At 57.2% G+C, this 24588-nt stretch carries 25 protein-coding genes and 1 other RNA gene; 21 read left to right on the top strand and 5 right to left on the bottom strand.

Translation table 11 applies throughout. The annotated features are described in order from the left end of the window. Positions 1–13: 13 nt before the first annotated feature. The 4 genes from ABLO27_RS20845 to tkt form a co-directional block, all read right to left on the bottom strand. On the bottom strand, positions 14–1207 hold the full coding sequence (locus ABLO27_RS20845) for a phosphoglycerate kinase (RefSeq protein WP_353035384.1): 1194 nt from the start codon (positions 1205–1207) through the stop codon (positions 14–16). Positions 1208–1221: 14 nt separating this feature from the next. Then, positions 1222–1845 carry a LysE family translocator gene (locus ABLO27_RS20850; protein WP_353035386.1) on the bottom strand — a complete coding sequence of 208 codons (624 nt, stop codon included), beginning with the start codon at positions 1843–1845 and terminating at the stop codon, positions 1222–1224. 97 nt (positions 1846–1942) lie between these two features. Continuing rightward, the gene (gap, locus tag ABLO27_RS20855) at positions 1943–2953 is read right to left on the bottom strand and encodes a type I glyceraldehyde-3-phosphate dehydrogenase (protein ID WP_353035387.1); all 1011 of its coding nucleotides are present in this window, start codon (positions 2951–2953) and stop codon (positions 1943–1945) included. 142 nt (positions 2954–3095) lie between these two features. Further along, complete coding sequence (gene tkt, locus ABLO27_RS20860; RefSeq protein WP_353035389.1) at positions 3096–5084, bottom strand: transketolase; 1989 nt, start codon at positions 5082–5084, stop codon at positions 3096–3098. 442 nt (positions 5085–5526) lie between these two features. On the opposite strand from tkt, the gene ABLO27_RS20865 reads away from it, so the two are divergent. From ABLO27_RS20865 to ABLO27_RS20895, 7 genes are all read left to right on the top strand, one after another. After that, positions 5527–5805, top strand: a complete 279-nt coding sequence (locus ABLO27_RS20865) for a DUF4164 domain-containing protein (RefSeq protein ID WP_353035391.1) — start codon at positions 5527–5529, stop codon at positions 5803–5805. Positions 5806–5811: 6 nt separating this feature from the next. Further along, positions 5812–6192 carry a cell division protein ZapA gene (zapA, locus tag ABLO27_RS20870; RefSeq protein ID WP_353035392.1) on the top strand — a complete coding sequence of 127 codons (381 nt, stop codon included), beginning with the start codon at positions 5812–5814 and terminating at the stop codon, positions 6190–6192. A gap of 96 nt (positions 6193–6288) precedes the next feature. Beyond that, positions 6289–6443: non-coding RNA, 6S RNA (gene ssrS, locus ABLO27_RS20875), on the top strand. Positions 6444–6528: 85 nt separating this feature from the next. Next, the gene (locus ABLO27_RS20880) at positions 6529–7107 is read left to right on the top strand and encodes a 5-formyltetrahydrofolate cyclo-ligase (protein ID WP_353035393.1); all 579 of its coding nucleotides are present in this window, start codon (positions 6529–6531) and stop codon (positions 7105–7107) included. 33 nt (positions 7108–7140) lie between these two features. Beyond that, positions 7141–7965: a TIGR00282 family metallophosphoesterase gene (locus tag ABLO27_RS20885; RefSeq protein ID WP_353035394.1), complete on the top strand. Its 825-nt coding sequence runs from the start codon at positions 7141–7143 to the stop codon at positions 7963–7965. Positions 7966–8073: 108 nt separating this feature from the next. Continuing rightward, complete coding sequence (locus ABLO27_RS20890) at positions 8074–8820, top strand: YebC/PmpR family DNA-binding transcriptional regulator (protein ID WP_353035396.1); 747 nt, start codon at positions 8074–8076, stop codon at positions 8818–8820. A 173-nt stretch (positions 8821–8993) separates the two neighbouring features. After that, positions 8994–9290 carry a MazG-like family protein gene (locus tag ABLO27_RS20895; RefSeq protein WP_353035398.1) on the top strand — a complete coding sequence of 99 codons (297 nt, stop codon included), beginning with the start codon at positions 8994–8996 and terminating at the stop codon, positions 9288–9290. Between the two features lie 3 nt (positions 9291–9293). Here ABLO27_RS20895 and ABLO27_RS20900 read toward each other — a convergent pair whose 3' ends face one another. Beyond that, positions 9294–10058, bottom strand: a complete 765-nt coding sequence (locus tag ABLO27_RS20900) for a sulfite exporter TauE/SafE family protein (RefSeq protein ID WP_353035399.1) — start codon at positions 10056–10058, stop codon at positions 9294–9296. A 204-nt stretch (positions 10059–10262) separates the two neighbouring features. On the opposite strand from ABLO27_RS20900, the gene ruvC reads away from it, so the two are divergent. The 14 genes from ruvC (at position 10263) to ftsH (ending at position 24534) form a co-directional block, all read left to right on the top strand. Beyond that, positions 10263–10778 (top strand): crossover junction endodeoxyribonuclease RuvC, encoded by a 516-nt coding sequence (ruvC, locus tag ABLO27_RS20905; RefSeq protein ID WP_353035401.1) that lies wholly within the window; start codon positions 10263–10265, stop codon positions 10776–10778. After that, a complete protein-coding gene (ruvA, locus tag ABLO27_RS20910) occupies positions 10775–11392 on the top strand; it encodes a Holliday junction branch migration protein RuvA (RefSeq protein WP_352942070.1) in 618 nt (205 codons plus the stop codon). Before ruvC ends, ruvA begins: the two co-directional genes overlap by 4 nt. Then, positions 11389–11634, top strand: a complete 246-nt coding sequence (locus ABLO27_RS20915) for an endonuclease (RefSeq protein ID WP_353035403.1) — start codon at positions 11389–11391, stop codon at positions 11632–11634. Before ruvA ends, ABLO27_RS20915 begins: the two co-directional genes overlap by 4 nt. Continuing rightward, positions 11624–12664, top strand: coding sequence for a Holliday junction branch migration DNA helicase RuvB (ruvB, locus tag ABLO27_RS20920; protein ID WP_353035405.1), 1041 nt, complete (start codon positions 11624–11626; stop codon positions 12662–12664). Before ABLO27_RS20915 ends, ruvB begins: the two co-directional genes overlap by 11 nt. Before the next feature lie 175 nt (positions 12665–12839). Further along, positions 12840–14894, top strand: a complete 2055-nt coding sequence (locus tag ABLO27_RS20925) for a methyl-accepting chemotaxis protein (RefSeq protein ID WP_353035407.1) — start codon at positions 12840–12842, stop codon at positions 14892–14894. 82 nt (positions 14895–14976) lie between these two features. After that, positions 14977–15444, top strand: a complete 468-nt coding sequence (gene ybgC / locus ABLO27_RS20930) for a tol-pal system-associated acyl-CoA thioesterase (RefSeq protein ID WP_353035409.1) — start codon at positions 14977–14979, stop codon at positions 15442–15444. A gap of 262 nt (positions 15445–15706) precedes the next feature. Further along, the gene (gene tolQ / locus ABLO27_RS20935) at positions 15707–16414 is read left to right on the top strand and encodes a protein TolQ (RefSeq protein WP_352942060.1); all 708 of its coding nucleotides are present in this window, start codon (positions 15707–15709) and stop codon (positions 16412–16414) included. A 3-nt stretch (positions 16415–16417) separates the two neighbouring features. After that, positions 16418–16870, top strand: a complete 453-nt coding sequence (tolR, locus tag ABLO27_RS20940) for a protein TolR (RefSeq protein WP_417714816.1) — start codon at positions 16418–16420, stop codon at positions 16868–16870. A 6-nt stretch (positions 16871–16876) separates the two neighbouring features. Further along, positions 16877–17833: a cell envelope biogenesis protein TolA gene (locus ABLO27_RS20945; RefSeq protein ID WP_353035411.1), complete on the top strand. Its 957-nt coding sequence runs from the start codon at positions 16877–16879 to the stop codon at positions 17831–17833. 46 nt (positions 17834–17879) lie between these two features. Next, entirely contained in the window at positions 17880–19229 is a 1350-nt protein-coding gene (gene tolB / locus ABLO27_RS20950; RefSeq protein WP_353035412.1) for a Tol-Pal system beta propeller repeat protein TolB, read from the top strand. Between the two features lie 162 nt (positions 19230–19391). Next, the gene (pal, locus tag ABLO27_RS20955) at positions 19392–19877 is read left to right on the top strand and encodes a peptidoglycan-associated lipoprotein Pal (RefSeq protein ID WP_353035414.1); all 486 of its coding nucleotides are present in this window, start codon (positions 19392–19394) and stop codon (positions 19875–19877) included. Between the two features lie 245 nt (positions 19878–20122). Beyond that, complete coding sequence (ybgF, locus tag ABLO27_RS20960) at positions 20123–21085, top strand: tol-pal system protein YbgF (RefSeq protein WP_353035415.1); 963 nt, start codon at positions 20123–20125, stop codon at positions 21083–21085. Further along, the gene (gene tilS / locus ABLO27_RS20965; RefSeq protein WP_353035416.1) at positions 21069–22445 is read left to right on the top strand and encodes a tRNA lysidine(34) synthetase TilS; all 1377 of its coding nucleotides are present in this window, start codon (positions 21069–21071) and stop codon (positions 22443–22445) included. Before ybgF ends, tilS begins: the two co-directional genes overlap by 17 nt. Positions 22446–22614: 169 nt before the next feature. Then, positions 22615–24534, top strand: a complete 1920-nt coding sequence (ftsH, locus tag ABLO27_RS20970) for an ATP-dependent zinc metalloprotease FtsH (RefSeq protein WP_353035418.1) — start codon at positions 22615–22617, stop codon at positions 24532–24534. Positions 24535–24588 lie beyond the last annotated feature (54 nt).

Here is a 24588-nt window from a genome sequence, read left to right on the forward strand (position 1 = left end):
GTTCAGGAAAGCATCAGGATTCCAGTGCCTTGACGCCTGGAAGTTCCTTGCCCTCCAACCATTCCAGGAATGCACCGCCAGCTGTCGAAACATAGGAGAAACTGTCAGCTGCACCTGCATGGTTCAGGGCTGCGACAGTGTCGCCTCCACCTGCAACGGAATTCAACCTGCCTGCTTTCGTGTTTTCAGCTGCGTGTTTTGCTGCTGCAACGGTTGCCTTGTCGAACGGTTCGATCTCGAAAGCGCCCAGTGGACCGTTCCAGACGAGGGTCTTGGCCGCGTCGATCTTGCCCTTGACGGTTTCGATGGAGGCAGCGCCGACATCCAGGATCATGGCATCGGACGGGATTGCATCGAGTGCAACGGTCTCGTTGTCCGCACCTGCCTTGAATTCCCTGGCAACGACGGCATCGTCGGGAAGGACGATTTCACAATTGGCTTTTTCCGCAGCAGTCATGATCCGCTTGGCGGTATCGGCCAGGTCGTGCTCGCAAAGCGACTTGCCAACGTTCGTGCCTTTGGCAGCCAAGAACGTGTTGGCCATGCCACCACCGATGACCAGCATGTCCACCTTGGATACGAGGTTTTCCAGAAGATCGATCTTGGAAGATACCTTTGCGCCGCCAACTACCGCCAGAACCGGACGGACCGGCTCGCCAAGCGCTGAGCCGAGGGCTTCCAGTTCTGCCTGCATCGTGCGGCCGGCATAGGCAGGCAGCAGTTTGGCAATGCCTTCCGTGGAGCCGTGGGCCCGGTGTGCTGCGGAGAAGGCATCGTTGACATAGATGTCGCCGTTGGCGGCAAGCGCCTTGGCAAATTCCGGATCGTTCTTTTCCTCGCCCTTGTGATAGCGGGTGTTTTCCAGAAGCAGAACATCGCCGTCGGCCATCGTCCCGATGGCGTCAGCCGCTGCTTCACCGATGCAATCTTCGGCAAAGGAGACGTTGCGGCCAAGAAGATCAGTCACGGCAAGAGCGACGGGTGCAAGCGACATGGACGCCACACGCTCGCCTTTCGGACGACCGAAATGGGCCAGAAGGATCACCTTGGCACCCTTTTCGGACAATTCCCGGATGGTTGGCAGAACGCGTTCGATACGGGTTGTGTCAGTGACCTTTTCACCGTCCATCGGAACGTTCAGGTCCACGCGAACCAGAGCGCGCTTGCCGGCGATGTCAGTCAGATCGTCGAGAGTTTTGAAAGCCATGTGAACACCTGTTGTCAGGGGCGGGTCGAGTTGGTTGTGACGGCTATGCCGATGCCGAACAAGGTCAGCAGGACGCCGAATGAGCGCTCCATCCAGAGTTTGGCGCGCATGAATTGAAGCCGGACGGCCGGAAGCGTGAAGAACATCGTGACCAGGACAAACCACAGGAACACGCCGCTTGCCATGATGACACCATAGCCGATCTGCGTCCAAAGGGCCGTCTCGGGGGAGGTGACCTGCAAGAACACACTCAAGGCGAACATTGTGGCCTTCGGATTTGTCACATTTGTGAAAAAGCCCCAGCGCAATGCCTTGAGCGGCGGCATGCCGGTACGTGCACCATCGGCAGGCATGTCCTTTGAGGCGGTCCGATACATGGAAATGCCGAGGAAGACCAGATAGGCCGCGCCGATCAGCTTGAGTGCATTAAAGAGCAGGATCGACTGGGACACGACCAGGCCTATGCCCGCGAGCGCGTAGGTCACGTGAACGCCGAGTGCAAGTGCGATGCCGAGCGCGGTCATGATGCCTGCGAGGCGTCCGCCGATCAGGGCATTGCGCAGAACGACGGCGAAATCAGGCCCTGGCACGATGGCGACGACGATCGTCAGTGAAATAACGGTGAAAAGTTCGAGCAAATAAACCCCCAAATGATCGAACATAGAAAAGGCGGATGCAGAAAGCCCGCATCCGCCTGAAAGGTCAATGTGGATGATGTGACATCCAACTCATTATTTAGATGAGCTTTGCCATGGCGACGGCCGTGTCGGCCATGCGGTTGGAGAAGCCCCACTCGTTGTCGTACCAGGTCAGGATGCGGACGAAGGTGCCGTCCATGACCTTGGTCTGGTCCATGTGGAAGACCGAAGAGTGGCTGTCATGGTTGAAGTCCATGGAGACCAGTTTTTCTTCCGTGTAGCCCAGAATGCCCTTCAGCTTGCCGTCCGCAGCTTCCTTGATGGCAGCGTTGATTTCCTCGACAGAGGTTTCGCGCTTGGCGATGAAGTTGAGGTCGACCACGGAAACGTTCGGGGTCGGGACACGGATGGCAACACCGTCCATCTTGCCATTCAGGTCCGGGAGAACCAGACCAACAGCCTTTGCCGCACCGGTGGATGTCGGGATCATGGACATTGCCGCAGCACGGGCGCGGTAGAGATCCTTGTGCATCGTGTCCAGTGTCGGCTGGTCACCGGTATAGGAGTGGATGGTTGTCATGAAGCCTTTTTCGATGCCGACCGTCTCGTTCAGGACGTAGGCAACCGGGGACAGGCAGTTGGTGGTGCAAGAGGCGTTGGAGACGACCAGGTCATCCGCAGTCAGCGCATCGTGGTTGACACCGTAGACGATGGTCTTGTCTGCGCCGGCAGCCGGCGCGGAAACCAGAACGCGCTTTGCGCCGGCTTCGAGGTGAGCGGATGCTTTGTCCTTGGCGGTGAAGATGCCGGTGCACTCCAGAGCGACATCAACGCCGAGTTCACCCCATGGCAGATCCTTCGGGTCACGGATTGCAGTTACCTTGATCGGTTTGCCGCCACCCACGGAGATGGTGTCACCTTCAACCGTGACTTCTGCCGGGAACCGGCCATGAACAGAATCGTAGCGCAGCAGGTGTGCGTTGGTTTCAACAGGGCCGAGATCGTTGATCGCAACGACTTCAATATCGGTGCGGCCGGATTCGACGATGGCACGCAATACATTGCGGCCGATGCGTCCAAATCCGTTGATTGCTACCTTGGTTACCATAGTCAACTCCCGCAATCTCCGGCGTGCCTCGTCGGGCTTAAACCGGTTTAAAAACCACATACAGTGGTCACTGAAATAGCACAAGCGTGCTCGAAGGCCCGGCACCATAGGAGGAAGTCTTGGTGCCGGGAATTGATCTCAATTAATTGCTAAGCTTTTCTTTCACCGCAGTGACAACTGCGTCCTTGGTGATGCCGAAATGCTCGTACAGCTCCTTGTATGGAGCGCTGGCGCCAAATCCGGTCATGCCAACGAACAGGCCATCATTGCCGATGAAGCGGTCCCAACCCATGCGGATCCCGGCTTCGACAGCAATTTTTACCTTGGAGTTGCCGATAACGGCAGCCTGGTAATCGTCCGACTGCTGTTCAAACAGCTCGAAGGACGGGACAGAAATCACGCGTGCTGCGATGCCTGCGTCGGTCAGCTCCTTGTGAGCGTCAACCGCGATTTCAACTTCGGAACCTGAAGCGAAGATCGTCACGGCAGCATCGTCTTCACTTTCGATCAGTACGTATGCGCCCTTCGCGCAGCGGTTTTCTTCCTCGTAGGACTTGCGCTGAGCCGGCAGGTTCTGACGCGTGAGGGCGAGGATCGACGGACCATCCTTGTTTTCCAGCGAAAGCTGCCAGCATTCCAGCGTTTCGGTGACGTCGGCCGGACGGAAGAAGGTCAGCTGGGGAATTGCCCGCAGCGCGGCAAAGTGCTCGACCGGCTGGTGGGTCGGTCCGTCTTCGCCAAGGCCGATGGAATCGTGGGTCATCACGTGGATGACACGCTGGCCCATGAGAGCTGCAAGACGGATCGACGGACGGCAGTAATCGGAGAAGATCAGGAAGCCGCCGGAATAGGGGATGAGACCGCCATGCAGGGCCATGCCGTTCATCGCAGCAGCCATGCCGTGCTCGCGAATGCCGTAATGGATGTAACGTCCGGAGAAATCGTCCGGAGTGACCGGCAGCGTCTGTGCGGTCTTGGTGTTGTTGGAGCCAGTCAGGTCGGCAGAGCCGCCGATTGTTTCCGGTACAACTTCGTTGATGACGTTCAAGCAGGCTTCGGAAGCCTTGCGGGTTGCCATGGTTGGCTGGTCTTCCGCGAGCTGTTTCTTGTAGTCAAGAACGGCTTGAGTGAAGCCGGCAGGCAGATCGCCCCGGTTGCGGCGTTCGAACTCCGCACGGGTCTCGGCGTCGGCTTCGGCAAAGCGCTTCTGCCAGTCTTTGTGTGCCTGCGCGGACCGCAGACCGGCGATGCGCCAGGCATCGAGAATGTCGCTCGGAACTTCAAACGGCTCATGCGGCCAGTTCAGTGCCTCACGGGTGCCGGTGATTTCTTCCGCACCAAGCGGAGCGCCGTGAACTTTCGCGGTGCCGGCCTTGGTTGGTGCGCCGAAGCCAATGGTGGTCTTGGCAGCGATCAGGGTCGGTTTGTCGCTGGCCTGTGCCTGACGGATCGCAGCCGCAATGGCTTCCGGGTCATGGCCGTCGACATCAATGGTGTTCCAGCCGGAAGCCGCAAAGCGGGCCTGCTGGTTCGTGCTATCGGTGATCTCGACTTTGCCGTCGATGGAGATGCCGTTGTCATCCCAGATGACGATCAGCTTGTTGAGCTTCAGATGACCGGCGAGGGTCAGGGCTTCCTGGCTGATGCCTTCCATGAGGCAGCCGTCACCAGCAAGAACGTAGGTGAAGTGATCGACCAGATCCTTGCCGAAACGGTCTGCCTGAAGGCGCTCCGCAATGGCCATTCCGACCGCGTTGCCGAGACCCTGGCCAAGCGGGCCGGTGGTGGTTTCGATCCCGGCGCCATGGCCGTATTCCGGATGGCCTGCTGTGCGCGAGCCGAGCTGGCGGAAGTTTTTCAGTTCTTCCAGCGAGAAATCTTCATAGCCCATCAGATACAGCAGGCTGTAAAGCAACATCGAGCCATGACCGGCGGACAGAACGAAGCGGTCACGGTCGGACCAGTTCGGCGCGGTCGGATCAAATTTCAGGAATTCGGTAAAAAGGACTGTGGCAATGTCGGCTGCGCCCATGGGCAGTCCGGGGTGACCGGATTTTGCCTTTTCCACGGCATCAATGGCAAGAAAGCGGATCGCATTTGCCATGCGCTGGTGTTTTTCAAGATCGGTCATCGTTTTCCCGTTGCTTGCTTTGGAGCCCCTTTAGACCAGAGCGGTTCATCTGGTAAAGGTATTTTCTGAGGTACGTCGCTCAAAAACTGACTTTCGTCAATCTCGATCAGGCGCCAGACAAATATCAGGAACGAGCACCGAGTCAATAAAGCTGCGCAAGGGTATTTTAGGAACAAAAACACTGTCCGGCGGGTTATAGAGTTGAGGATTCTGCCAAGGGTGGCATTGACTGAGGGAAGATGCGGTGCCTAAGCTCGACACCCTAAAAAAGATTTGCTTTTTCGCTGTAAATCACACGTTTGAGTGTATTGAGTTGCATGCATTTCAGGCGTCCGGCGGCTGCAGGAGTGAAAGCGCTAAATCTCCAGCTGTTACGGAACGGAATGACAGGCGGGTGCCGCAAGCTATTGGGATAACGTGATTTATGGCGGAAATCGACTGCATGGAAAAGACCAGCCTTGCCGATGCGGTAAAACGCCTGGATGCAGCTGTTGGTAATCTTGAAACGGCCGTGCAACGTCGTATGGATGCGGACAGATCCTTGAATTCCCTGCAGGAAGATTTACAGCGGCTCGGCGAAGATCGCTCTCAGCTGGCCGCCTCCCTGGATGAAAGCGAAGCCCGGGCATCGCGTCTGGAAGAAGCCAACAAAGATGTGTCCCGGCGTCTCGTTTCTGCCATGGAAACAATTCGAAGCGTGCTGGATGCGCACGGAGGTTAACGATTGATGGCGCAGATTACCGTCACGATTAATGGCAAATCCTTCCGCATGGCCTGTGACGACGGCGAAGAAGACCGGTTGATGGGTCTGGCAGCCCGTTTCGATGGCTGGATTTCCGAGCTCAGAGGCGCTTTCGGTGAAATTGGCGATCAGAGACTGACCGTCATGGCCGGCATCATGGCAACCGATCAGCTTTCGGAACTTGAAAAAAAGATCGCCCGGCTGGAGCAGGAGCTGACGGAAGCCAAGCAGCAGCAGGTCGCCGCTCTCGACAATATGAGCCAGAACGAGGAAGAGCTTTCCAGGGCGATTCATACTGCGGCAGCGCGGATCGAGAGTCTCGCCGACGGTCTGAGCAAGAGCTTGCGGACTTCGGAACCATCCTGATTCCTTCAGGCTACCTGGAATAATTTTTCAGATTTCGTTTGTGATGAAATTTCTGACGCTCTGGTAATTGCCGGGGCGCGAGTCTATATGCGGTACTTGCGGCTGCCCGATACGTCAGGAAGATTATCCCCGGGGCCTTACGCATTCCCTAGGGAGCTGTCCCTGCTTTGGGCCGTGGTCCGTTGCATACGGCGCCCACCTACATTGTAGGTTTCCCGGGATTGCAATTCCAACGGTCGGACGGCTGCACAGATTTGCCTTGTTGATTTTGTGCTCTGATTGTAAGGGGCACGGGTCCCGGCAAGTCGGGCCGGTTGTGTTCAATGAAGAGGCCCCATGACTGCTCTTTCCCCACTTGCTGCTGAAAAAGACGTTTATCGCAAGCAGGCGCTTGGTCGCCGCAAGGCGATGGATGAGATCGAGCGTATCGAAAAGAGCCTTGCGCTTGTCGATCATGCCCACACCCTGCCTATTCCGGTTGGTGCGACAGTTGCGGGCTTCTGGCCGATCCGCGATGAAATCGATCCGAGGCCGCTGATGGACCATCTACGGCAAAAGGGGCACCAGTTGTGTCTTCCCGCAATCGCGGAGCCGCATTTGCAGTTCAGGAAACTGGAACGCGGAACGGAATTGGTTTCAGCCGGATTCGGGACAATGGAACCGGCGCCCCATGTGGAAGTTCTTCGCCCGGATGTTCTTCTGATGCCGCTGGCCGGTTTCGACAAGTCGGGAAACCGGCTTGGATACGGCAAAGGCTACTATGACACGGCGATCGCAGCCCTTGAAAAACAGGGCGCGCTGCTGTGTATCGGTGTCGCGTTTGGCGTTCAGGAGGTTGACCGCGTGCCCGCAGAAGCGCATGACAAACCTTTGAACGGGATTCTGACCGAAGTCGGATACCGGGCATTTGACTAACCGGGCTGCCGGTTGACGGTCTAGCGAGGATTTATGCGTATATTGTTTCTGGGGGATCTTGTCGGCCGCGTGGGCCGGACGGCGGTAATACAGCAATTGCCGGACCTTGTTGAGACCAACCAGCTCGATTTCGTAGTCGTCAACGGCGAAAATTCCGCTTCCGGCTTCGGTATTACCGAAGCCATCTTGCAAGATGTACTGGACGCAGGTGCGGATGTCGTCACCACCGGCAATCATGTCTGGGATCAACGTGACACGCTGGTCTATATCGAGCGGCAGGACCGTTTGCTGCGCCCTGTAAACTATCCGGCGGGCACACCGGGCAGAGGCGCTCATCTTTATACCGCCAGAAACGGTGCGCAGGTGATGGTGGTCAATGTCATGGGGCGCGTCTATATGGACGCCCTGGATGATCCTTTTGCCGTCATGGAGAGGGTCGTGAATGAATGTCCGCTCGGCCAGGTTGCCGACGCCATCATCGTGGACATCCATGCCGAAGCCACCAGCGAGAAGCAGGCAATGGGCCATTTTCTCGACGGCCGGGTGAGCCTGGTCGTTGGAACGCACACCCATGTGCCGACCGCCGACCATCAGATTCTCGAACACGGAACGGCCTATCTGTCGGATGCCGGCATGTGCGGCTCCTATGACAGTGTGTTGGGTATGGACAAGGAAGAGCCGGTAAACCGGTTTCAGCGCAAGATCCCGGGTTCGCGATTCACTCCTGCAACCGGCGAAGCCACAATATGCGGTGTCGCCATCGAAACGGATGACCGCACCGGGCTCGCGGAGCGTGTTGCCCCGGTGCGTATCGGCGGTCGTCTGGAGCCAGTTTTGCCGCCATTTTGGTCGCGGTAGGCTGAAGGAACCGTTCAGGAATTTCTCCGAACTGGATTTTCGGCGCCAACTTGCCTATAAGCGGCGCAGTTTTTCATCAAAATCATCCGCAGAGAACCGAGAAGAGCCATGGCAGGCCATTCAAAATTCAAGAACATCATGCACCGCAAGGGACGTCAGGATGCGGCCCGCTCAAAGATGTTCTCCAAGCTGTCCAAGGAAATTACTGTAGCCGCGAAGATGGGTGATCCGGATCCGGATTCGAACCCGCGCCTGCGCTTGGCCGTTCAGAACGCCAAGGCACAGTCGATGCCAAAGGACAATATCCAGCGTGCGATCAACAAGTCGCAGTCCGGCGAGGGCGATAACTATGAAGAGATCCGCTACGAAGGATACGGTCCTGCGGGCGTAGCCGTTGTTGTCGAGGCCTTGACCGACAACCGCAACCGGTCTGCTTCCAACATTCGCTCCTACTTCACCAAATGCGGCGGTTCGCTCGGGGAGACCGGTTCGGTTTCCTTCATGTTCGACCGGGTCGGCGAGATCGTCTACAAGCCGGAAGCCGGTGAGGCCGATGCGGTTCTGGAAGCTGCGATCGAAGCCGGTGCGGAGGACGTTCAGTCCGATGAAGCGGGTCATACGATCTACACGGCATTTGAAGATCTGAATGACGTTGCCAAGGCTCTTGAAGATGCACTGGGCGAAGCGGATTCCACCAAGATCATCTGGAAGCCGCAGAACCTGACGCCGGTCGATGCCGACAAGGCCCAGACGCTGATGAAGCTTATTGACATGCTGGAAGACGATGACGACGTCCAGAACGTCTACTCGAACTTCGACGTTGATGAAGAGACCATGGCGGCGCTGGCGTCCTGATAGATCTTCAAAAAAACTGATTGTGAAACCCCGGCCAGGCCGGGGTTTTGTTTTTTCAGTATCGGCCGGGTTCCGTCATCTCGGAAAATCAACTGTGCCACAGGCTGGCTGCCAGCGGCTGTTCTCACAAGCAGAGCTAATCAATGACGTTTGGTCATTCAGGAGACACTTTTATGTTCGGCATTTTCGAACTGACACAAGCCGACCCGAAGTCCCTTTCGGAACGGGCTCTCAAACTGTCCGAGGAAGCCGGGGAACTGGCGCAGGCGGTTCTGTCCGTCACCAAGGCTCCTGGCAGTGAATACAAGAACCACACGCTAGCAGATGTCCGTGAAGAAGCTGTCGATGCGGCAATTGTTGCGCTGAGCGTTCTGGCGCATGCGTCTTCCAGCGAGCAAGAGTTTCAAGACGAGCTCGACCGGTTGATGAGTGAGAAATGCGCCAAATGGCAGGCAAAGGTTGCAGGCTGATCTCTATCCGCGGAAGAGCGAATCGAGAGCAGGCATGCTGGTGAGGGCCGCCAGGGCAATCAGGACGTAGGCTATTTTTCGATAAAGGTCGGGATTGGCGTTCTTGAAGCCCCTGGATCCGGCAAAAATGGCAATGGCATAGACCGGGATCGCCATGAGCAGGAGATGGAAGACTTCCAGCGTGAAGAAGCCGTTCAGGATATAGGCGGCAAAGGTTCCGAAGCTGGCCAGGGCGAAAAAGATGATCAGGTTGGCCCGAACAACAGCCGGTTCTTTTGCGCTGGACAGCCAGAACGCGACTACGGGTGGTCCGGAGACCTGCGAAATGCCACCAAGCACCCCGGCAACGCCGCCGACACCGAGCGAGATCGCAGTGCCAGGCTTTCTGTGGTAGCGCCAACCTGAAACAAGCAGCAGCAACAGACCTGCGACGATTACAAAGATTGTCCAGCGCAGGACGAGGACGTCCGCGTTCGCCAGGAGCCACGCACCAAAGTGCACAAAAACCACGGCGCCGATCACCGCCGGCAGAACCGTTGCCCAATCACACATTCTGAGCGCCCGGATGACCAGCGGCAGGGCGACAATACCGTCGATGAACAGAAATGCAGCTGCAGCCGTTGACGGTACGAGCACGCTGGTTGCCACCGGCATGAAGATCATTCCCGCACCAAAACCGGCAAATCCGCGCACACAGCCCGCAATGAATAGAACCGCCGCGAGGAACAGGAGAAGTTGGGGCGGAAATGAATTGAAAATCTCGAACATGAAAACTCGTAGATTAGCGGGCGTCATAACGAAACGTGCAAGTCCTCAATTGAGCCTTCGTCAAAAAATGGAGGAGGGGCACGCCGGGAGTGGTGAAAACGGAGCCTGCTGGGGGTGGCTCTCATGAGGTTTTAGACAGGCTTTCCGTTGGTAAGCTGCGCTTTGGCTGGCGTCAACGGGGAAGTTTTGTTACCGATTTGTTCCATGACACATGCGATTCGATTGCTGGGCATCGACCCGGGGCTGCGGCGCACCGGCTGGGGCATGATTGAAGCGGCCGGAAACAGGCTGTCCTTCATAGCTTCAGGAACGGTCACCTCCGACAACAAAAAGAGCCTGGCAGAGCGGCTGGTTCAACTGCATGACGGGTTGCATGAGGTCGTGCGCCAGCATGATCCGGTGGAAGCTGCCGTCGAACACACCTTCGTCAACAAGGATGCGGGCGCGACCCTCAAACTGGGGCAGGCGCGCGGCATCGCGTTGCTCGTGCCTTCGCTGGCGGGGCTTCCTGTTGCCGAATACGCGCCGAACCTGGTGAAGAAAACCGTGGTCGGGACCGGCCATGCGGAAAAGGAACAGATCCGGGCAATGGTGAAAGTGCTGATGCCAAGGGCGACGTTCAATTCAGACGATGCAGCAGATGCGCTGGCAATTGCCATTTGTCACGCCCAGCACAGGGCAAGCACAGCAGCACGTCTTGCCGCGGTGGGGGCAGTATGATCGGAAAACTCAAGGGCACCGTCGACAGTTACGGCGAAGATCACCTGATCCTGGACGTGCACGGCGTCGGATACCAAGTCTATTGCCCCTCACGCATCTTACAGGGCCTGCCAAGGGCAGGGGAAGCAGCAGTCCTGTTCATTGAGACCATCGTGCGGGAAGACATGATACGCCTTTACGGTTTCGGTCTGGAAGCGGAAAGGGAATGGTTCCGGATCCTGATGACCGTTCAAGGTGTCGGAGCCAAGGTGGCGCTGGGCATTCTCGGTATTCTGAAGGCCAGTGAAGTTGCCAACGCCATCGCGCTTGGCGACAAGGCGACGATCTCCCGGGCTCCCGGTGTCGGCAAACGTGTTGCGGAGCGCATTCTCTCGGAATTGAAGGACAAGGCGCCGAGCCACGCCAGTGTCGATCAGGCGACGATCTCGGTCTCACAGGATGTGGCGGACAACATTGCTGCGCGACCGGTTGCCGAAGCGGTTTCCGCTCTGACAAATCTGGGGTATGCCCAGGCACAGGCCAGCGCCGCGGTGGCAAAGGCCATGCAGTCCGCGGGAGAAGACGCGTCTACCGAAGTCCTGATCCGGCTGGGCCTGAAGGAACTGGCAGGATGATTGCCTTTACTTACGCGGTCATTGCAGTTGTCTTTGTGGTATTGGGCATTGGCGGGATCATGTATCTCGACCATAAGTTCTCCCAATCGGTCGGCGATCGTCCGTTTGCGATAAAAGGGCGCCGGATCGACACGGATGATCCGTTTGTCCGCAGTCAGTTCAAAAAATTCTATGCACTCAGAGTTGCCTATTCGATAGCTCTTCTGGTGCTTTTGTTGGTAGTCGTAAGCCATGTCGGATGACACACGCATTGTTACGCCGGAAATCCGGGGTGATGAAATCGACAGCACCATGCGCCCGCAGGCGCTGGACGATTTCGTCGGTCAGGCACAGGCCCGCGCCAATCTGAAGGTCTTCATCGGTGCTGCGAAAGCGCGCGGAGAAGCTCTGGACCATGTTCTCTTTGTCGGGCCTCCGGGGTTGGGCAAGACGACACTGGCACAGATCATGGCGCGTGAGCTGGGTGTCAATTTTCGCGCGACTTCTGGGCCGGTGATCGCCAAAGCGGGTGACCTTGCCGCGCTTTTGACCAACCTGGAAGAGCGGGACGTCCTGTTCATCGACGAAATTCACCGCCTCAACCCGGCGGTGGAAGAAGTGCTCTATCCGGCGATGGAAGACTATCAGCTCGACCTGATCATCGGCGAAGGACCAGCTGCGCGGTCGGTCAAGATCGATCTTGCGAAGTTCACGCTTGTCGCGGCAACCACGCGGCTCGGTCTTCTGACGACCCCGCTCCGGGATCGCTTCGGCATTCCGGTCCGGCTGCAATTCTACACGGTCGCGGAGCTGGAACATATCGTTAAACGCGGGGCTTCCATTCTTGGTATCGGAATGGCGGAAGACGGGGCACATGAGATTGCCAAGCGGTCACGCGGAACACCGCGCATCGCCGGGCGCCTGTTGAGGCGGGTCCGGGATTTTGCGGTTTTCGAAGGCGTGGAGCGCGTCGACCGGATGCTGGCGGACAAGGCACTGCTCCAGCTTGAAGTTGATGGAGCAGGTCTCGACAGCCTCGACCGGCGTTATCTCAATCAGATCGCCGTGAATTTTGGCGGTGGCCCGGTGGGGATCGAGACAATTGCCGCCGCGCTTTCCGAGCCCAGGGACGCGATTGAAGAAATTGTCGAGCCTTACCTGATTCAGAACGGATTTCTGCAAAGGACACCACGTGGCCGCATCCTGACGCCCACGGCTTTCAGCCATCTCGGCCTTGCGGCTCCGTCCCGGCCCGACGGACCTCAAATGGGTCTCTTCGTTGACCCTGAGTAGATAAGCCGGGTAATCGATTTAAGCTGCATCGTAATTTATATCGATGATGCCTATGTAGTGGTTAAGCATTTATTGGCGAATCCGCTCGTATTGTCTCCTTAACTATGCGGGGGACACTATGCGTAAGCGGCTTTCATCAAAACTAGCTCTTATGTTCTTGGCTGGCGCACTGACCATGTGCGTGGCTATTGTTACGGTTACATCGACGCTCTCAAGAGATGTTGCAAACGGCCAGGCCGACAACAGCCTTCAGAGTGCAACCAAGGCCAAGCAAAAGGTGCTTGAGCTGGCCTTGGGCCAGGTGATCTACAGTGCGAAGTTTTTCGTGTCTCTGGAAGAGGCGAAAGACAGTCTGATGAAGACGCTGGTTGGCTGGAAAAACCTGAAGGAAGGGCAGAAAGACACCCTTCGCAGGATTTTCGTGACGGAAAATCCCCATCCGCCGCATGAACGTCATCTGCTGAACGAGCCGTCCGAATCCAACTACTATGTCAACAACCACAAGGTTGTTCATCCGATCTATAAGGATGTCATCGATCAGGGGCTGTTCTCCGACGCCGCTTTGGCAAACCCGGACGGGTTCATCACCTACACCTATCGCAAGGGCCCTGATTTTGCGTTCCATGTCGATGACGCGGAGATCGATGGCAACCCGGTTCAGATTGCGATGGGCAGTCTGTTCGCAGCAGCCAAAAACGAAACTCTGGCAGCGGGCCAGATCTACTCTTCCGGGTTTGTTGCCGCAGAAGATGGAACGGTTTCCCTGGTTCTGGCAGCTCCGGTCTTCTATCTGGATCGCTTCTTTGGCGCAGTTGCCTTTTCCACAAACATGCAACAGTTGGCGGCACTCCTGAACGAACCTTCAGGTCTGGGCGAAAGCGAACTGAGTTTTCTGGTTGATGCGTCCGGGCGGCTGGTCCAGTTGAATGATGCAGGCCAGGCGAGCGCGGTGTTCTCGCTTGCCGACATTTCGAACGGTGATCGTCTGATCCAACTTGAGGGCAGTGATTTCCGCTTTGCCGAAGCAACGGACACCTTCGAGAACACGCCCTACGGGGTTGTGGAAGCGGTCAGGCAGACGGAACTTTCCGCGGCTGCAGACCGTATCACCTATGGCGCCATTATCTCCGGCTTTCTGTGTCTTGTCCCGATCGTTGGTTTGATCTGGTGGGTTACGCGGCGCATGTTTGCCCCGATGGAATGCCTGGCTGTGGCAGCAAGCAAGATTGCCGATGGTGATCTGGAAGTTGCTGTGGAAGCAACCGAACGGCAGGACGAGATCGGGCGGCTTGCGCGCTGTATCGAGGTTTTCAAGGATAACTCCGTCGAACGCGAACGGTTGGCTGCTGAGCGCAAGGTGGGACACATTGCCCGCGAGAAGCGTGAAAAGCTGATCGACTCGCTGATTGCCTCGTTCCGGGCGGAGTCCCAAGCGGCGCTGGAACTCGTAGAGACGAACATCGCCCGGGTTGAGGACGTGTCTTCAGCATTGAACGACCGGTCCTCGTCAGCCTCCGAGCAGGGGCAGACGGCGGTCAGCACCTCGCAAAACGCTTCTTCCAACGTGCAGGCGGTTGCCTCTGCGACAGAAGAGTTGAATGCGTCGATTTCGGAAATCTCCCGCCAGGTCGAAACGACTGCCTCCATCGTGGAGCAGACAACCGCGGCGGCGCAAAGCTCCAATTCAAAGATTTCCGGGCTTGCGGAAGCGGCCAACAAGATTGGCGATGTCGTCTCCTTGATTTCCGAAATTGCCGAGCAAACCAATCTGCTGGCATTGAACGCAACCATCGAGGCTGCGCGTGCGGGTGATGCGGGCAAGGGCTTTGCTGTTGTTGCCTCTGAAGTGAAGTCGCTGGCCGGACAGACGGCGAAAGCGACGGAAGAAATCTCGGCGCAGATTGCCGCCATCCAGGCTTCGACAACGGATGCGGTTGAAGAAATTGCCCGGGTGTCTGAATCCGTTGAAGAGGTCAACTCCTACACGATCACCATCTCCGATGCCGTTCAGCAGCAGGGTTCAGCGACCGGCGAGATTTCGCGCAATGTTGCGGAGGCTGCTGATGGAACACGAAGTGTTGCTTCCACCGTTGCCTCGTTGAACGAAGGTGTTGAGGAAAACACCGCAGCTGTTGGCGATATGCTGACGGCGACGCTGGAGATGAAGCAACAGGCCGAACAGTTGCGTGGTTCGGTCGAGAAGTTCCTCTCAGAGGTTGCAGCTGCCTGATCGAAATCCTAGTTAAGCGGACAGGGCCTTCCGGTTTGAAGACCGGAGGGCCCTTTTCATTTGAGCAAGAGAGGATTGTGCCGTGACGGATTGGCCGGACTTGGCGGGACGCCTGGAAGAGGGCGGACACGCGCTGCCCGTGAGGGTCTATTACGAAGACACGGATTTTACCGGCATTGTCTATCACGGTGCCTATGTGCGGTTTTTTGAACGCGCACGATCCGATTTTCTGCGTCTGATCGGCATACACCATGCCGAAATGGCTGAAGGTGCCCACGGCAGTTCGCTCGCCTTTGCGGTTCGCAGCATGACCCTGGACTTTCAGAAACCGGCTCGGATCGACGATGTTCTGGAAGTTCACACCAGCCTTTCAGAATACAAAGGTGCCCGGATCAAGCTTGATCAGCTTATCTACAGGGGTGAAGAGCTGCTGGTTTCAGCCGCCGTTACCGTCGCAATCATAACCTCGGAAGGGAGACCGACCCGTTTGCCGCAGGTTCTGGCTGAAAAACTGCAGCTTCACGCCCCGGGCGAATCGTCTGGCGATTGAAGGGGTTGGGAGAAACCCGGCTCAGTAGCCGCATAGTTCTCATCAAAATACTTAAAAACAAACTGCTGCGTTAAGCTTGCAGTAACCTTAATTGATTCCTTTAGAGAGGGACTTGCTTTGTTCAGCAAAGTCCCAGTTTTGACAAATTCAACCGTCAGAGAGGCGGCTGGCTATTAGAGCTGACGTATTGATTCCGGTTCATCAGAGGCTGCCGGATCTTCAGAGCAAATAAACGTCAGACGGCCTAGGGGTCTTTGAATATATGGAAACACTAGTCCAATCGACATTGGCGGCGCCGGAAGGTGATATCTCGTTTTTCGCGTTGTTCTGGCAAGCGCACATCATCGTAAAGATCGTGATGATCGGCCTGCTTGGCGCATCCGTGTGGTGCTGGGCCATTATCGTCGACAAGTTCCTGCTGATCGGCCGCACCAGACGGCAGATGAGCCGGTTTGAAACCGTTTTCTGGTCGGGTCAGTCCCTGGAAGAGCTTTACGGAACGCTTCACAACAGAGTGAATCATTCCATGGCAGCCCTGTTCGTCGCAGCAATGCGCGAATGGAAGCGCAGCCATGAGGGGGCCAAACCTGCGATCGGCAGCCTGCAGCAGCGGATTGACCGGGTGATGGATGTCACCATACAAAGGGAAGCCGAGCGGCTGGAAAGCCGGTTGCTGATCCTTGCAACGGTCGGATCGTCTGCGCCGTTCATTGGCCTCTTCGGCACCGTCTGGGGCATCATGACCGCCTTCCAGGCCATTGCCGCATCCGAAAGCACGAATCTCGCCGTCGTGGCACCCGGTATCGCCGAAGCGTTGTTCGCAACGGCTTTGGGCCTGCTGGCGGCTATTCCGGCCGTTATTGCCTACAACAAGTTCAATTCCGATGTCGGCAAGGCGGTTTCGCGGATGGAAGGATTTGCGGACGAGTTTTCCGCCATTCTGTCGCGTCAAATCGACGAGAGGGGCTGAGCCATGGCCATGCAGGTCGGTTCCGGTGATGCTGGTGGTGGACGGCGCGGACGACGTCGGCGGCGGCACGCCCCAATGAGTGAAATCAACGTGACGCCATTCGTGGACGTCATGCTGGTTTTGCTGATCATCTTCATGGTGGCGGCCCCGCTTCTCACCGTGGGAGTGCCGATCGATCTTCCTGAAACGCGTGCAAAGGCGCTTGAGGGAGACACTGAGCCGATCACGATCTCGGTCAGCTCCGCTGGAGAGATTTTCATTCAGGATACGCCCATTGCCATTGATGAAGTTGTTCCGAAGCTCGAGGCCATTGCCGCCAACGGGTATGACGAACGCATCTATGTGCGCGGCGATCAGGATGCCGACTACGGCACCATGATGCAGCTGATGGGCCGGATTAACGCCGCCGGGTTTAAACGCCTCGGTCTTGTCACACTGGAAGAACGGGATTCGTAACGCGTCATGCGCGCAGGTCTCATCGCGTCATTAGCCGGGCATACGGCAGTACTGGTCTGGGGCTTGATTGCCTTGCCGGACGCGGAGAGTTTTTCCGTTCCGCAGGTCGAGTCCTTGCCTGTCGATCTTGTGCCGGTGGAGGAATTCACGCAGCTTAGAATTGGCGAGAGAACAGCTGAAGTGCGCGAGGTCGCAGCATTGCAGCCGGCCGATACATCCACCGAAGAGCCTCCGCAGCCTGCGGACAAGCCGGGTGAAAGCCAGGTTCAACAGCCGACACCGCCAACACCTTCGCCAACTCCGGCACCGGCTCCAGAGCCTGAACCGGAGCCGCAGGAAGTCGCCGAACCCGAATCGGCGCCCGCACCTGCCCCGGAACCGGAGCCTGCCCCGGATCCCGAACCTGTTCCGGATCCTGAACCCGCCCCGGAACCGGAGCCGCAGCAACAGGCTGCCCCGGCACCGCAACCGATCGTGACCAGTGTCGCACCGCGGTCAAAACCGACGCCGCCGCGCCGTGCGCCGGAGCCGCCGCAGGACAATTTCAACTCTACCGAAATTGCCGCGCTTCTGAACAAGGTCGAACCGGCGAAACAGACCGGCAATGCCTCACAGGAACCTGCATCGCTCGGGTCACGGCAGGGCGCACAGAATGTGCGCATGAGCCAATCCGAGCTTGATGCCCTTCGTGGTCAGGTCGCGCAGTGCTGGAGCCCGCCAGTCGGTGCGGTCGGGGCGGAAGAACTCAAAGTTCGGGTGCGGTTCAGCCTTGCCCAGGATGGTCAGGTAGCAGGAAATCCTGAAGTTCTGAACTCCAACGGAAACCCGGCATTCCGGGCTGCATCAAGCAGCGCGGTGCGTGCGATCATGCGCTGTCAGCCATACAACCTGCCTGTTGCAAAATATGATGCCTGGCAGGAAGTGATCATTAATTTCGACCCGAGAGAGATGCTCGGGGGATAGTCCGGTCTGACCGGAAACATACTGTCGATGAGGGAGCATTTTGCTCATGCGTGGAATACTGAAGGCACTTGCAGTTCTTACAGGCCGAAAAGCCTGGGGTGTTGCTGTTGTATTGGCAATTGCAGCGGTGGCAGCACCGAAGCCTGCATCCGCGCTCGTCGAAATCGATATCACCCAGGGCAACATCGAGCCGCTGCCTATAGCTCTTCCTGCATTTTCCGCTGAAGGCGGCGACAGCAAGCTGGCGGCCGACATGACGGCGGTGATTTCAGCGGATCTCAAGCGGTCTGGGCTGTTCAACCCTCTCGATCCGGCAAGTTTCATTCAGAAGAACATGAGCGTGAACTCCACGCCGCGCTTCGGCGACTGGCGTCAGATCACGGCTCAGGCGCTGGTAACCGGTACCGTCATCAAGCAACCGGACGGAAGGTTGCGCGCAGAGTTCCGTCTGTGGGACGTTTTCGCGGCGGAGCAGATGCTCGGCCAGCAATTCTACACCACGCCCGAAAACTGGCGGCGTCTGGCGCATATCATCGCCGATGCGATTTATGAGCGGCTGACCGGCGAAAAGGGATACTTCGACACGCGCATCGTCTTCGTCGATGAAACGGGACCCAAGGACAAGCGTGTGAAGCGACTGGCAATCATGGATCAGGACGGGGCCAATGTGCGGTATCTGACCCGTGGCGATGATCTGGTGCTGACACCGCGTTTCTCACCGAGCCGTCAGGAAATCACCTACATGTCCTATGGCGGAACAGATCCGAGTGTCTACCTGCTGAATATCGAGACCGGACAACGTGAGATTGTCGGCAATTTTCCGGGCATGACGTTTGCCCCGCGCTTCTCACCTGATGGACAAAGCGTTGTCATGAGCCTGCAGCAAGGTGGCAATGCGAACATCTTTAAGATGGACCTGCGGTCCCGCCGGACGACGCGTTTGACGAATACAGCTGCTATCGATACCAGCCCGTCCTTTTCACCCGACGGACGCCAGATCGTCTTTGAGTCGGATCGCGGCGGTGCCCAGCAGCTTTACGTGATGAACGCCGATGGTGGAAATGCTCAGCGTATTTCCTTCGGCCCGGGACGATATTCAACACCGGTCTGGTCACCTCGCGGCGATTTGATCGCCTTCACGAAACAGCACCAGGGCCGTTTCATGATCGGTGTCATGCGTCCGGACGGCAAAGGGGAACGAATCCTGACCGAGGGCTACCACAACGAAGGGCCGGCCTGGTCACCCAACGGCCGGGTTCTGGTGTTTTTCCGTGATACGCCAGGGGCAAATGGTGGTCCCCAGGTTTGGACGGTGGATCTGACCGGTTACAACGAACAGCGGGTGGACACACCGGCCTTTGCGTCGGATCCGTCCTGGTCACCGCTCATAAACTAACAATCAATCGGCTCACTGCCCGTCGGTGTTAAGTATTTGCTAACCAGGTTTGCAAAGAAGCTTTTAACCAGGTTTGGCTACAAAGCATTTACCTAAACCGGACAATTCGAAGATCGAGTTGACCGGATGTCAGATTGGCGGGCTGGGGATTAGGAGACAGGAATGTTCAAACAAGAAGTTGCTGCACGAAGCGCACGCTGGATTGCGGTCTGTTTCGCGGTTCTGTTTGCCGCAGCATGTGCTCAGAACAAGACGGACGGGCTTTCCAGCAATGTGCAACCCGGAACCGGGCAGGACTTTGTGGTCAACGTTGGCGATCGGGTGTTCTTTGAAGAAGATCAGTCCACGCTGACAGCGCAAGGACAGTCAACCCTGGGCAACCAGGCCAAATGGCTCAACAAGTTCTCCCAATATACGATCACCGTTGAAGGTCACGCGGATGAGCGTGGCACGCGTCAGTACAACATTGCGCTGGGTGCCCGGCGGGCACAGGCTGCCCGGGATTACCTTGTCGCGCAGGGCGTGAGCGCTTCGCGGATCAAGACGATTTCCTATGGCAAGGAGCGGCCGGTCGCCGTTTGTAACGACAACAGCTGCTGGTCTCAAAACCGCCGTGCAGTTACCGTGTTGAACAACGCGACCAATTGATCGAACCTGAGATCGACTGCAAAGGCCGGGCTTGTTGTCCGGCCTTTTCTTTTGTTCATTGACAAATTGGGCGATTTCTCCCGGCAACGGGCCCAAATCGTCAAACTTTGGCCGAAGTCGGAGCGCTCTGTGCACTTGAGTGCGGAGCCGGGCATGCTAAGACTTCATGCATGAGGGCCAGAGAGACATCGTCGTGAAATTTCGGCTATGTTCAAAGCACCACTGCCCCTGAACCGGAGGAGCGAATGCGAAATTTCAAGGGACTGGCAAGTCTCTTCGTTGCGATGGTTTTCATCGCGGTTGCCACACCGTCCGAAGCACAGCTTTTCGGGCGAAAGAAAGACGATTCCAGCGTGCGGATCGGCCAGCTGGAAGAACGCATCCGGGTGCTGACCGGACAGATCGAGCAATTGTCCTATCAGATGCGGGAATTGCAGGATCAGATGCGCCGCATGCAGGAAGACAACGAGTACCGCTTCCAGCAGCTGGAAGGGGGAACGCCGAGAAAACGTTCGGAGATTGCACCAAGTGCCGCCCCTGGCGGCACTGCACCGGGACTTTCTCCTGATGGAACGCCCCAGACAGGTACCTTGGTTGCGCCGGGTGGCGGGTTCGCAACCCTGCCGGCCGATGGGTCAGGCGACGGAGACTGGGATCAGTCTGGCGGTTACCAGGGTGGAAATGGATTGCCGAGCGATGGGCCGATCGATCTGTCGGCGCTCGCCAATGGCCTGGAGACCGTTCCGGGAACCGGCCAGGATGCAGGTCCCGGCCCGGGCCTTTCAACGAATGACGATCAGATCGCCTCCGTCATCGGCAGCGGTGACCCGCGGACGGATTATGATCAGGCTTATTCCCTTGCCGTGAACGGGGATTACGCCGGGGCGGAACGGGGTTTCCGGATGTTTCTGGAAAACTATCCGGACGATGCCCTGTCGGCCAATGCGCAATACTGGCTTGGTGAAAGCCTGCTGGCGCAACAGAATTTCAGAGAAGCCGCTGATGCGTTCCTGAAGACCTATACGGATCATCCGGGCAATTCCAAGGGTCCGGACAGCCTGTTGAAACTTGGTGTGTCTTTGCGTGGGCTTGGCGAGAAAGACGCTGCCTGTGCGACATTTTCAGAACTGCTGAGCAAGTTTCCAAATGCCGCTCCGGCCGTGTTGTCTCAGGCACGGGATGAACGCCGCCGTGCGCAATGTACCTGACAAGCCGGTTGAGCCTACCGGGCTCCCGGCCGATGAAGTCGACAAACTCCTTTCAGTCTTAAATGATTTTTCAAAGCTGACGCTCGCCGTATCCGGCGGTGGCGACTCCCTTTGCCTGATGATGCTTTTCAACGAATGGCGACATCGGACCGGTTGGACCGGTGAGGCGGAGGTCGTTGTTGTCGACCATGGCCTCAGACCGGAAAGCGACACAGAAGCAGAATTTGTTGTCCGACGTTCTGAAGACGTTGGTCTGTCGGCGACAGCGCTTCGCTGGGAAGGCGAAAAACCGTCCCGCAATATTCAGGAAGCCGCGCGCCAGGCGCGTTATCGATTGATTTCGCAACATATGCGGCGCTCGGGTAGCGAAGCACTGGTGCTGGGGCACCATCTGGATGATCAGGCCGAAACGTTTCTGGACAGGCTTTCACGGGGAAGCGGTCTTCACGGCCTGAGTGCAATGGCAGCTGACGAACCTGATGGCCCAGAGGGCTTGCGACTTTTGCGCCCGTTGCTTCCAACGACAAAAAAGCAACTTGAAGCAAGTCTGTTGGAGCGAGGGCTCAGCTGGTGCAAGGATCCGTCCAACGAGAATCTGAAATACAAACGAAGCCGGTTGCGGAAAATTCTGGCGCTGCTGGAAGAAGAGGGTTTGTCTCCGGAACGGATCGCACAGACAACGGCACATCTCAGGCGAGCCCGCGAGGCATTGGATCAATCCACTCGGGAATTTGCGGAAACACATCTTGTTGAACACCCCGCAGGACCCTTGAAACTGGACCGGCAGGCCTACCGCGATGCGCCTGAAGAGCTGCGGCTGCGCCTTCTTACCCTGCTAATGGAACGAGTGACTGGTATCAGGCTGCGGGTGAGATTGCAGAAGCTTCAGGTGCTGGATGAAGCGCTGATGCTACGGAGCGATCACCTGCAAACGCTCGGTGGAGTGTTGATAAAAGCACGCAAAGACACCATCTGGTGCTGGCGTGAAGCAGGCAGGGAGCCTCCTGAAACGCTTCACGATCCAAAAGGTGACGGTGTCTGGGACAATCGCTTCACGTATTCGGTCATGGCCGGAACGGACAGGCGTGAGCTTGGGCATGGAATTCGGCTCGGTCCATTGTGTGATGCACCAATTCGGGCGAAGGACATAGAATGGCCGCAAGATTGGCCGAAAGAAGCGTTCGATTGTTCGCCGGTTGTATGGAGCGAAGGAGGGGATGTTTTCTCCCATTCCTGTGCGGTGAGCATACCAATTGGTGAAAATGACAGGGGTGAAGTCCTGAATTTGGCGCGGATGCCTTTCCGGGCTAAATTAATGAGTAACTATTTGGACGAAGGGAACGCGGAGCGGAAAATCTAGAGTTTTCCTCGCATCAATCTTCTGATAGTGGTCCGAGCTTAAGAAAATAGTCAGTGCATATGCGCAACTATGGCGCACCGCCTTGGCAGCGGGCTTTGGGCGACCTATCTTCGCTCTAAAGAAATGTAACCGCGTGCAGTAAGTCGCGTTTGGCGGTTAAGGGAACAAAATGAACGCACATTTTCGCAACTTTGCTCTTTGGGTGATCATCGCGCTGCTGTTGATCGCATTGTTCCAGCTGTTTCAGAGTCCTGCGCAGCATGGTGCAACCAATGACATTGCCTACTCGGACTTCATGAAGCAGGTCGACAATGGCGAAGTCAGGTCGGTCACCATTCAGGAACAGAAGATCACCGGTATTTATAACAGCGGTGGAGCTTTCCAGACCTATGCTCCGGATGGAGCGCAGTATGTCGATGAACTCCGCGGCAAGGGCGTGCTGATCAAGGCCAACCCACCAGCTGAAAGCTCTCCGTTGCTCGGTGCGCTGTTCTCCTGGCTGCCGATGCTGATCATTCTCGGTATCTGGATCTTCGTGATGCGTCAGATGCAAGGATCCGGCGGCAAGGCGATGGGTTTCGGCAAGTCGAAAGCAAAACTGCTGACGGAAGCGCATGGCCGCGTAACCTTTGAAGACGTTGCCGGCATCGACGAAGCCAAGGAAGACCTTCAGGAAATCGTTGAGTTTCTGCGTGACCCGCAAAAATTCCAGCGTCTCGGCGGTCGTATTCCACGTGGCGTCCTTCTCGTTGGCCCTCCGGGCACCGGTAAGACGCTGACCGCACGTGCCGTCGCAGGAGAGGCAAACGTACCGTTCTTCACCATTTCCGGTTCCGACTTCGTGGAAATGTTCGTCGGTGTGGGTGCGTCCCGCGTCCGTGACATGTTCGAGCAAGCCAAGAAGAACGCGCCTTGCATCATTTTCATCGACGAAATCGATGCTGTAGGACGTCATCGTGGCGCCGGTCTTGGTGGTGGCAATGACGAACGTGAACAGACCTTGAACCAGCTTCTGGTCGAGATGGATGGTTTTGAGCCAAATGAAGGTATCATCATCATCGCCGCGACCAACCGTCCGGACGTGCTTGATCCGGCGCTGCTGCGTCCAGGCCGTTTCGACCGTCAGATTGTTGTTCCGAACCCGGACATCACCGGCCGCGAGAAGATCCTCAAGGTGCATATGCGCAAGGTGCCGCTGGCTCCGGATGTCGATGTCAAGACACTGGCGCGCGGAACCCCGGGCTTTTCCGGTGCCGATCTGATGAACCTCGTCAACGAGGCGGCTCTTCTGGCTGCACGCCGGTCCAAGCGTCTGGTTACGATGGCCGAGTTTGAAGACGCCAAGGACAAGGTCATGATGGGTGCCGAGCGCCGGACCCTTGTCATGACCGAGGAAGAAAAGAAGCTCACTGCCTATCACGAGGCGGGTCATGCTCTGGTGGCGCTTCATCAGGAGGCTTCGGATCCGATCCACAAGGCGACCATCATTCCGCGCGGACGTGCGCTCGGTATGGTGATGCGCCTGCCGGAGAAGGATCAGGTGTCCCTGACCCGTGCGAAGTGCAAGGCTGACCTTGCAGTCGCAATGGGTGGTCGTGTCGCAGAAGAAATGATCTTCGGCTACGAGAAGGTGACCTCAGGCGCCTCGGGCGACATTCAGATGGCAACCAAACTGGCACGTGCCATGGCAACCCAGTTCGGCATGTCCGACAAACTCGGTCCGCTGCTCTACGGCGAAAACCAGGAAGAGGTCTTCCTCGGTCACTCCGTTGCAAAGAACCAGAGCGTCTCGGATGAAACCCAGAAGATTGTCGATGCGGAAATCAAGTCCTTCGTCAATCAGGGGTATGAAACGGCCAACAAGATCCTCAGCGATCATGAAGATGAACTGCACACGATCGCCAAGGGCCTTTTGGAATACGAAACGCTTTCGGGTGACGAGATCAAGGACCTCCTGAAGGGCAAACCTCCGGTTCGTGACACTGATGATGATCAGCCGGTTGGCCGCTCTTCTGCGGTGCCGACAGCCGGTGCAAAGCGTGGCGGAGACGAAGCGAGCGACGGTATGGAGCCGCAGCCGCAGTCATAAAAATCTCAGATTTTTCGTGTGAGATACGGTGCCCGGCAAAGCCGGGCACCTTTT

The organism is Roseibium sp. SCP15 (assembly GCF_040329435.1).
GTDB lineage: Bacteria > Pseudomonadota > Alphaproteobacteria > Rhizobiales > Stappiaceae > Roseibium.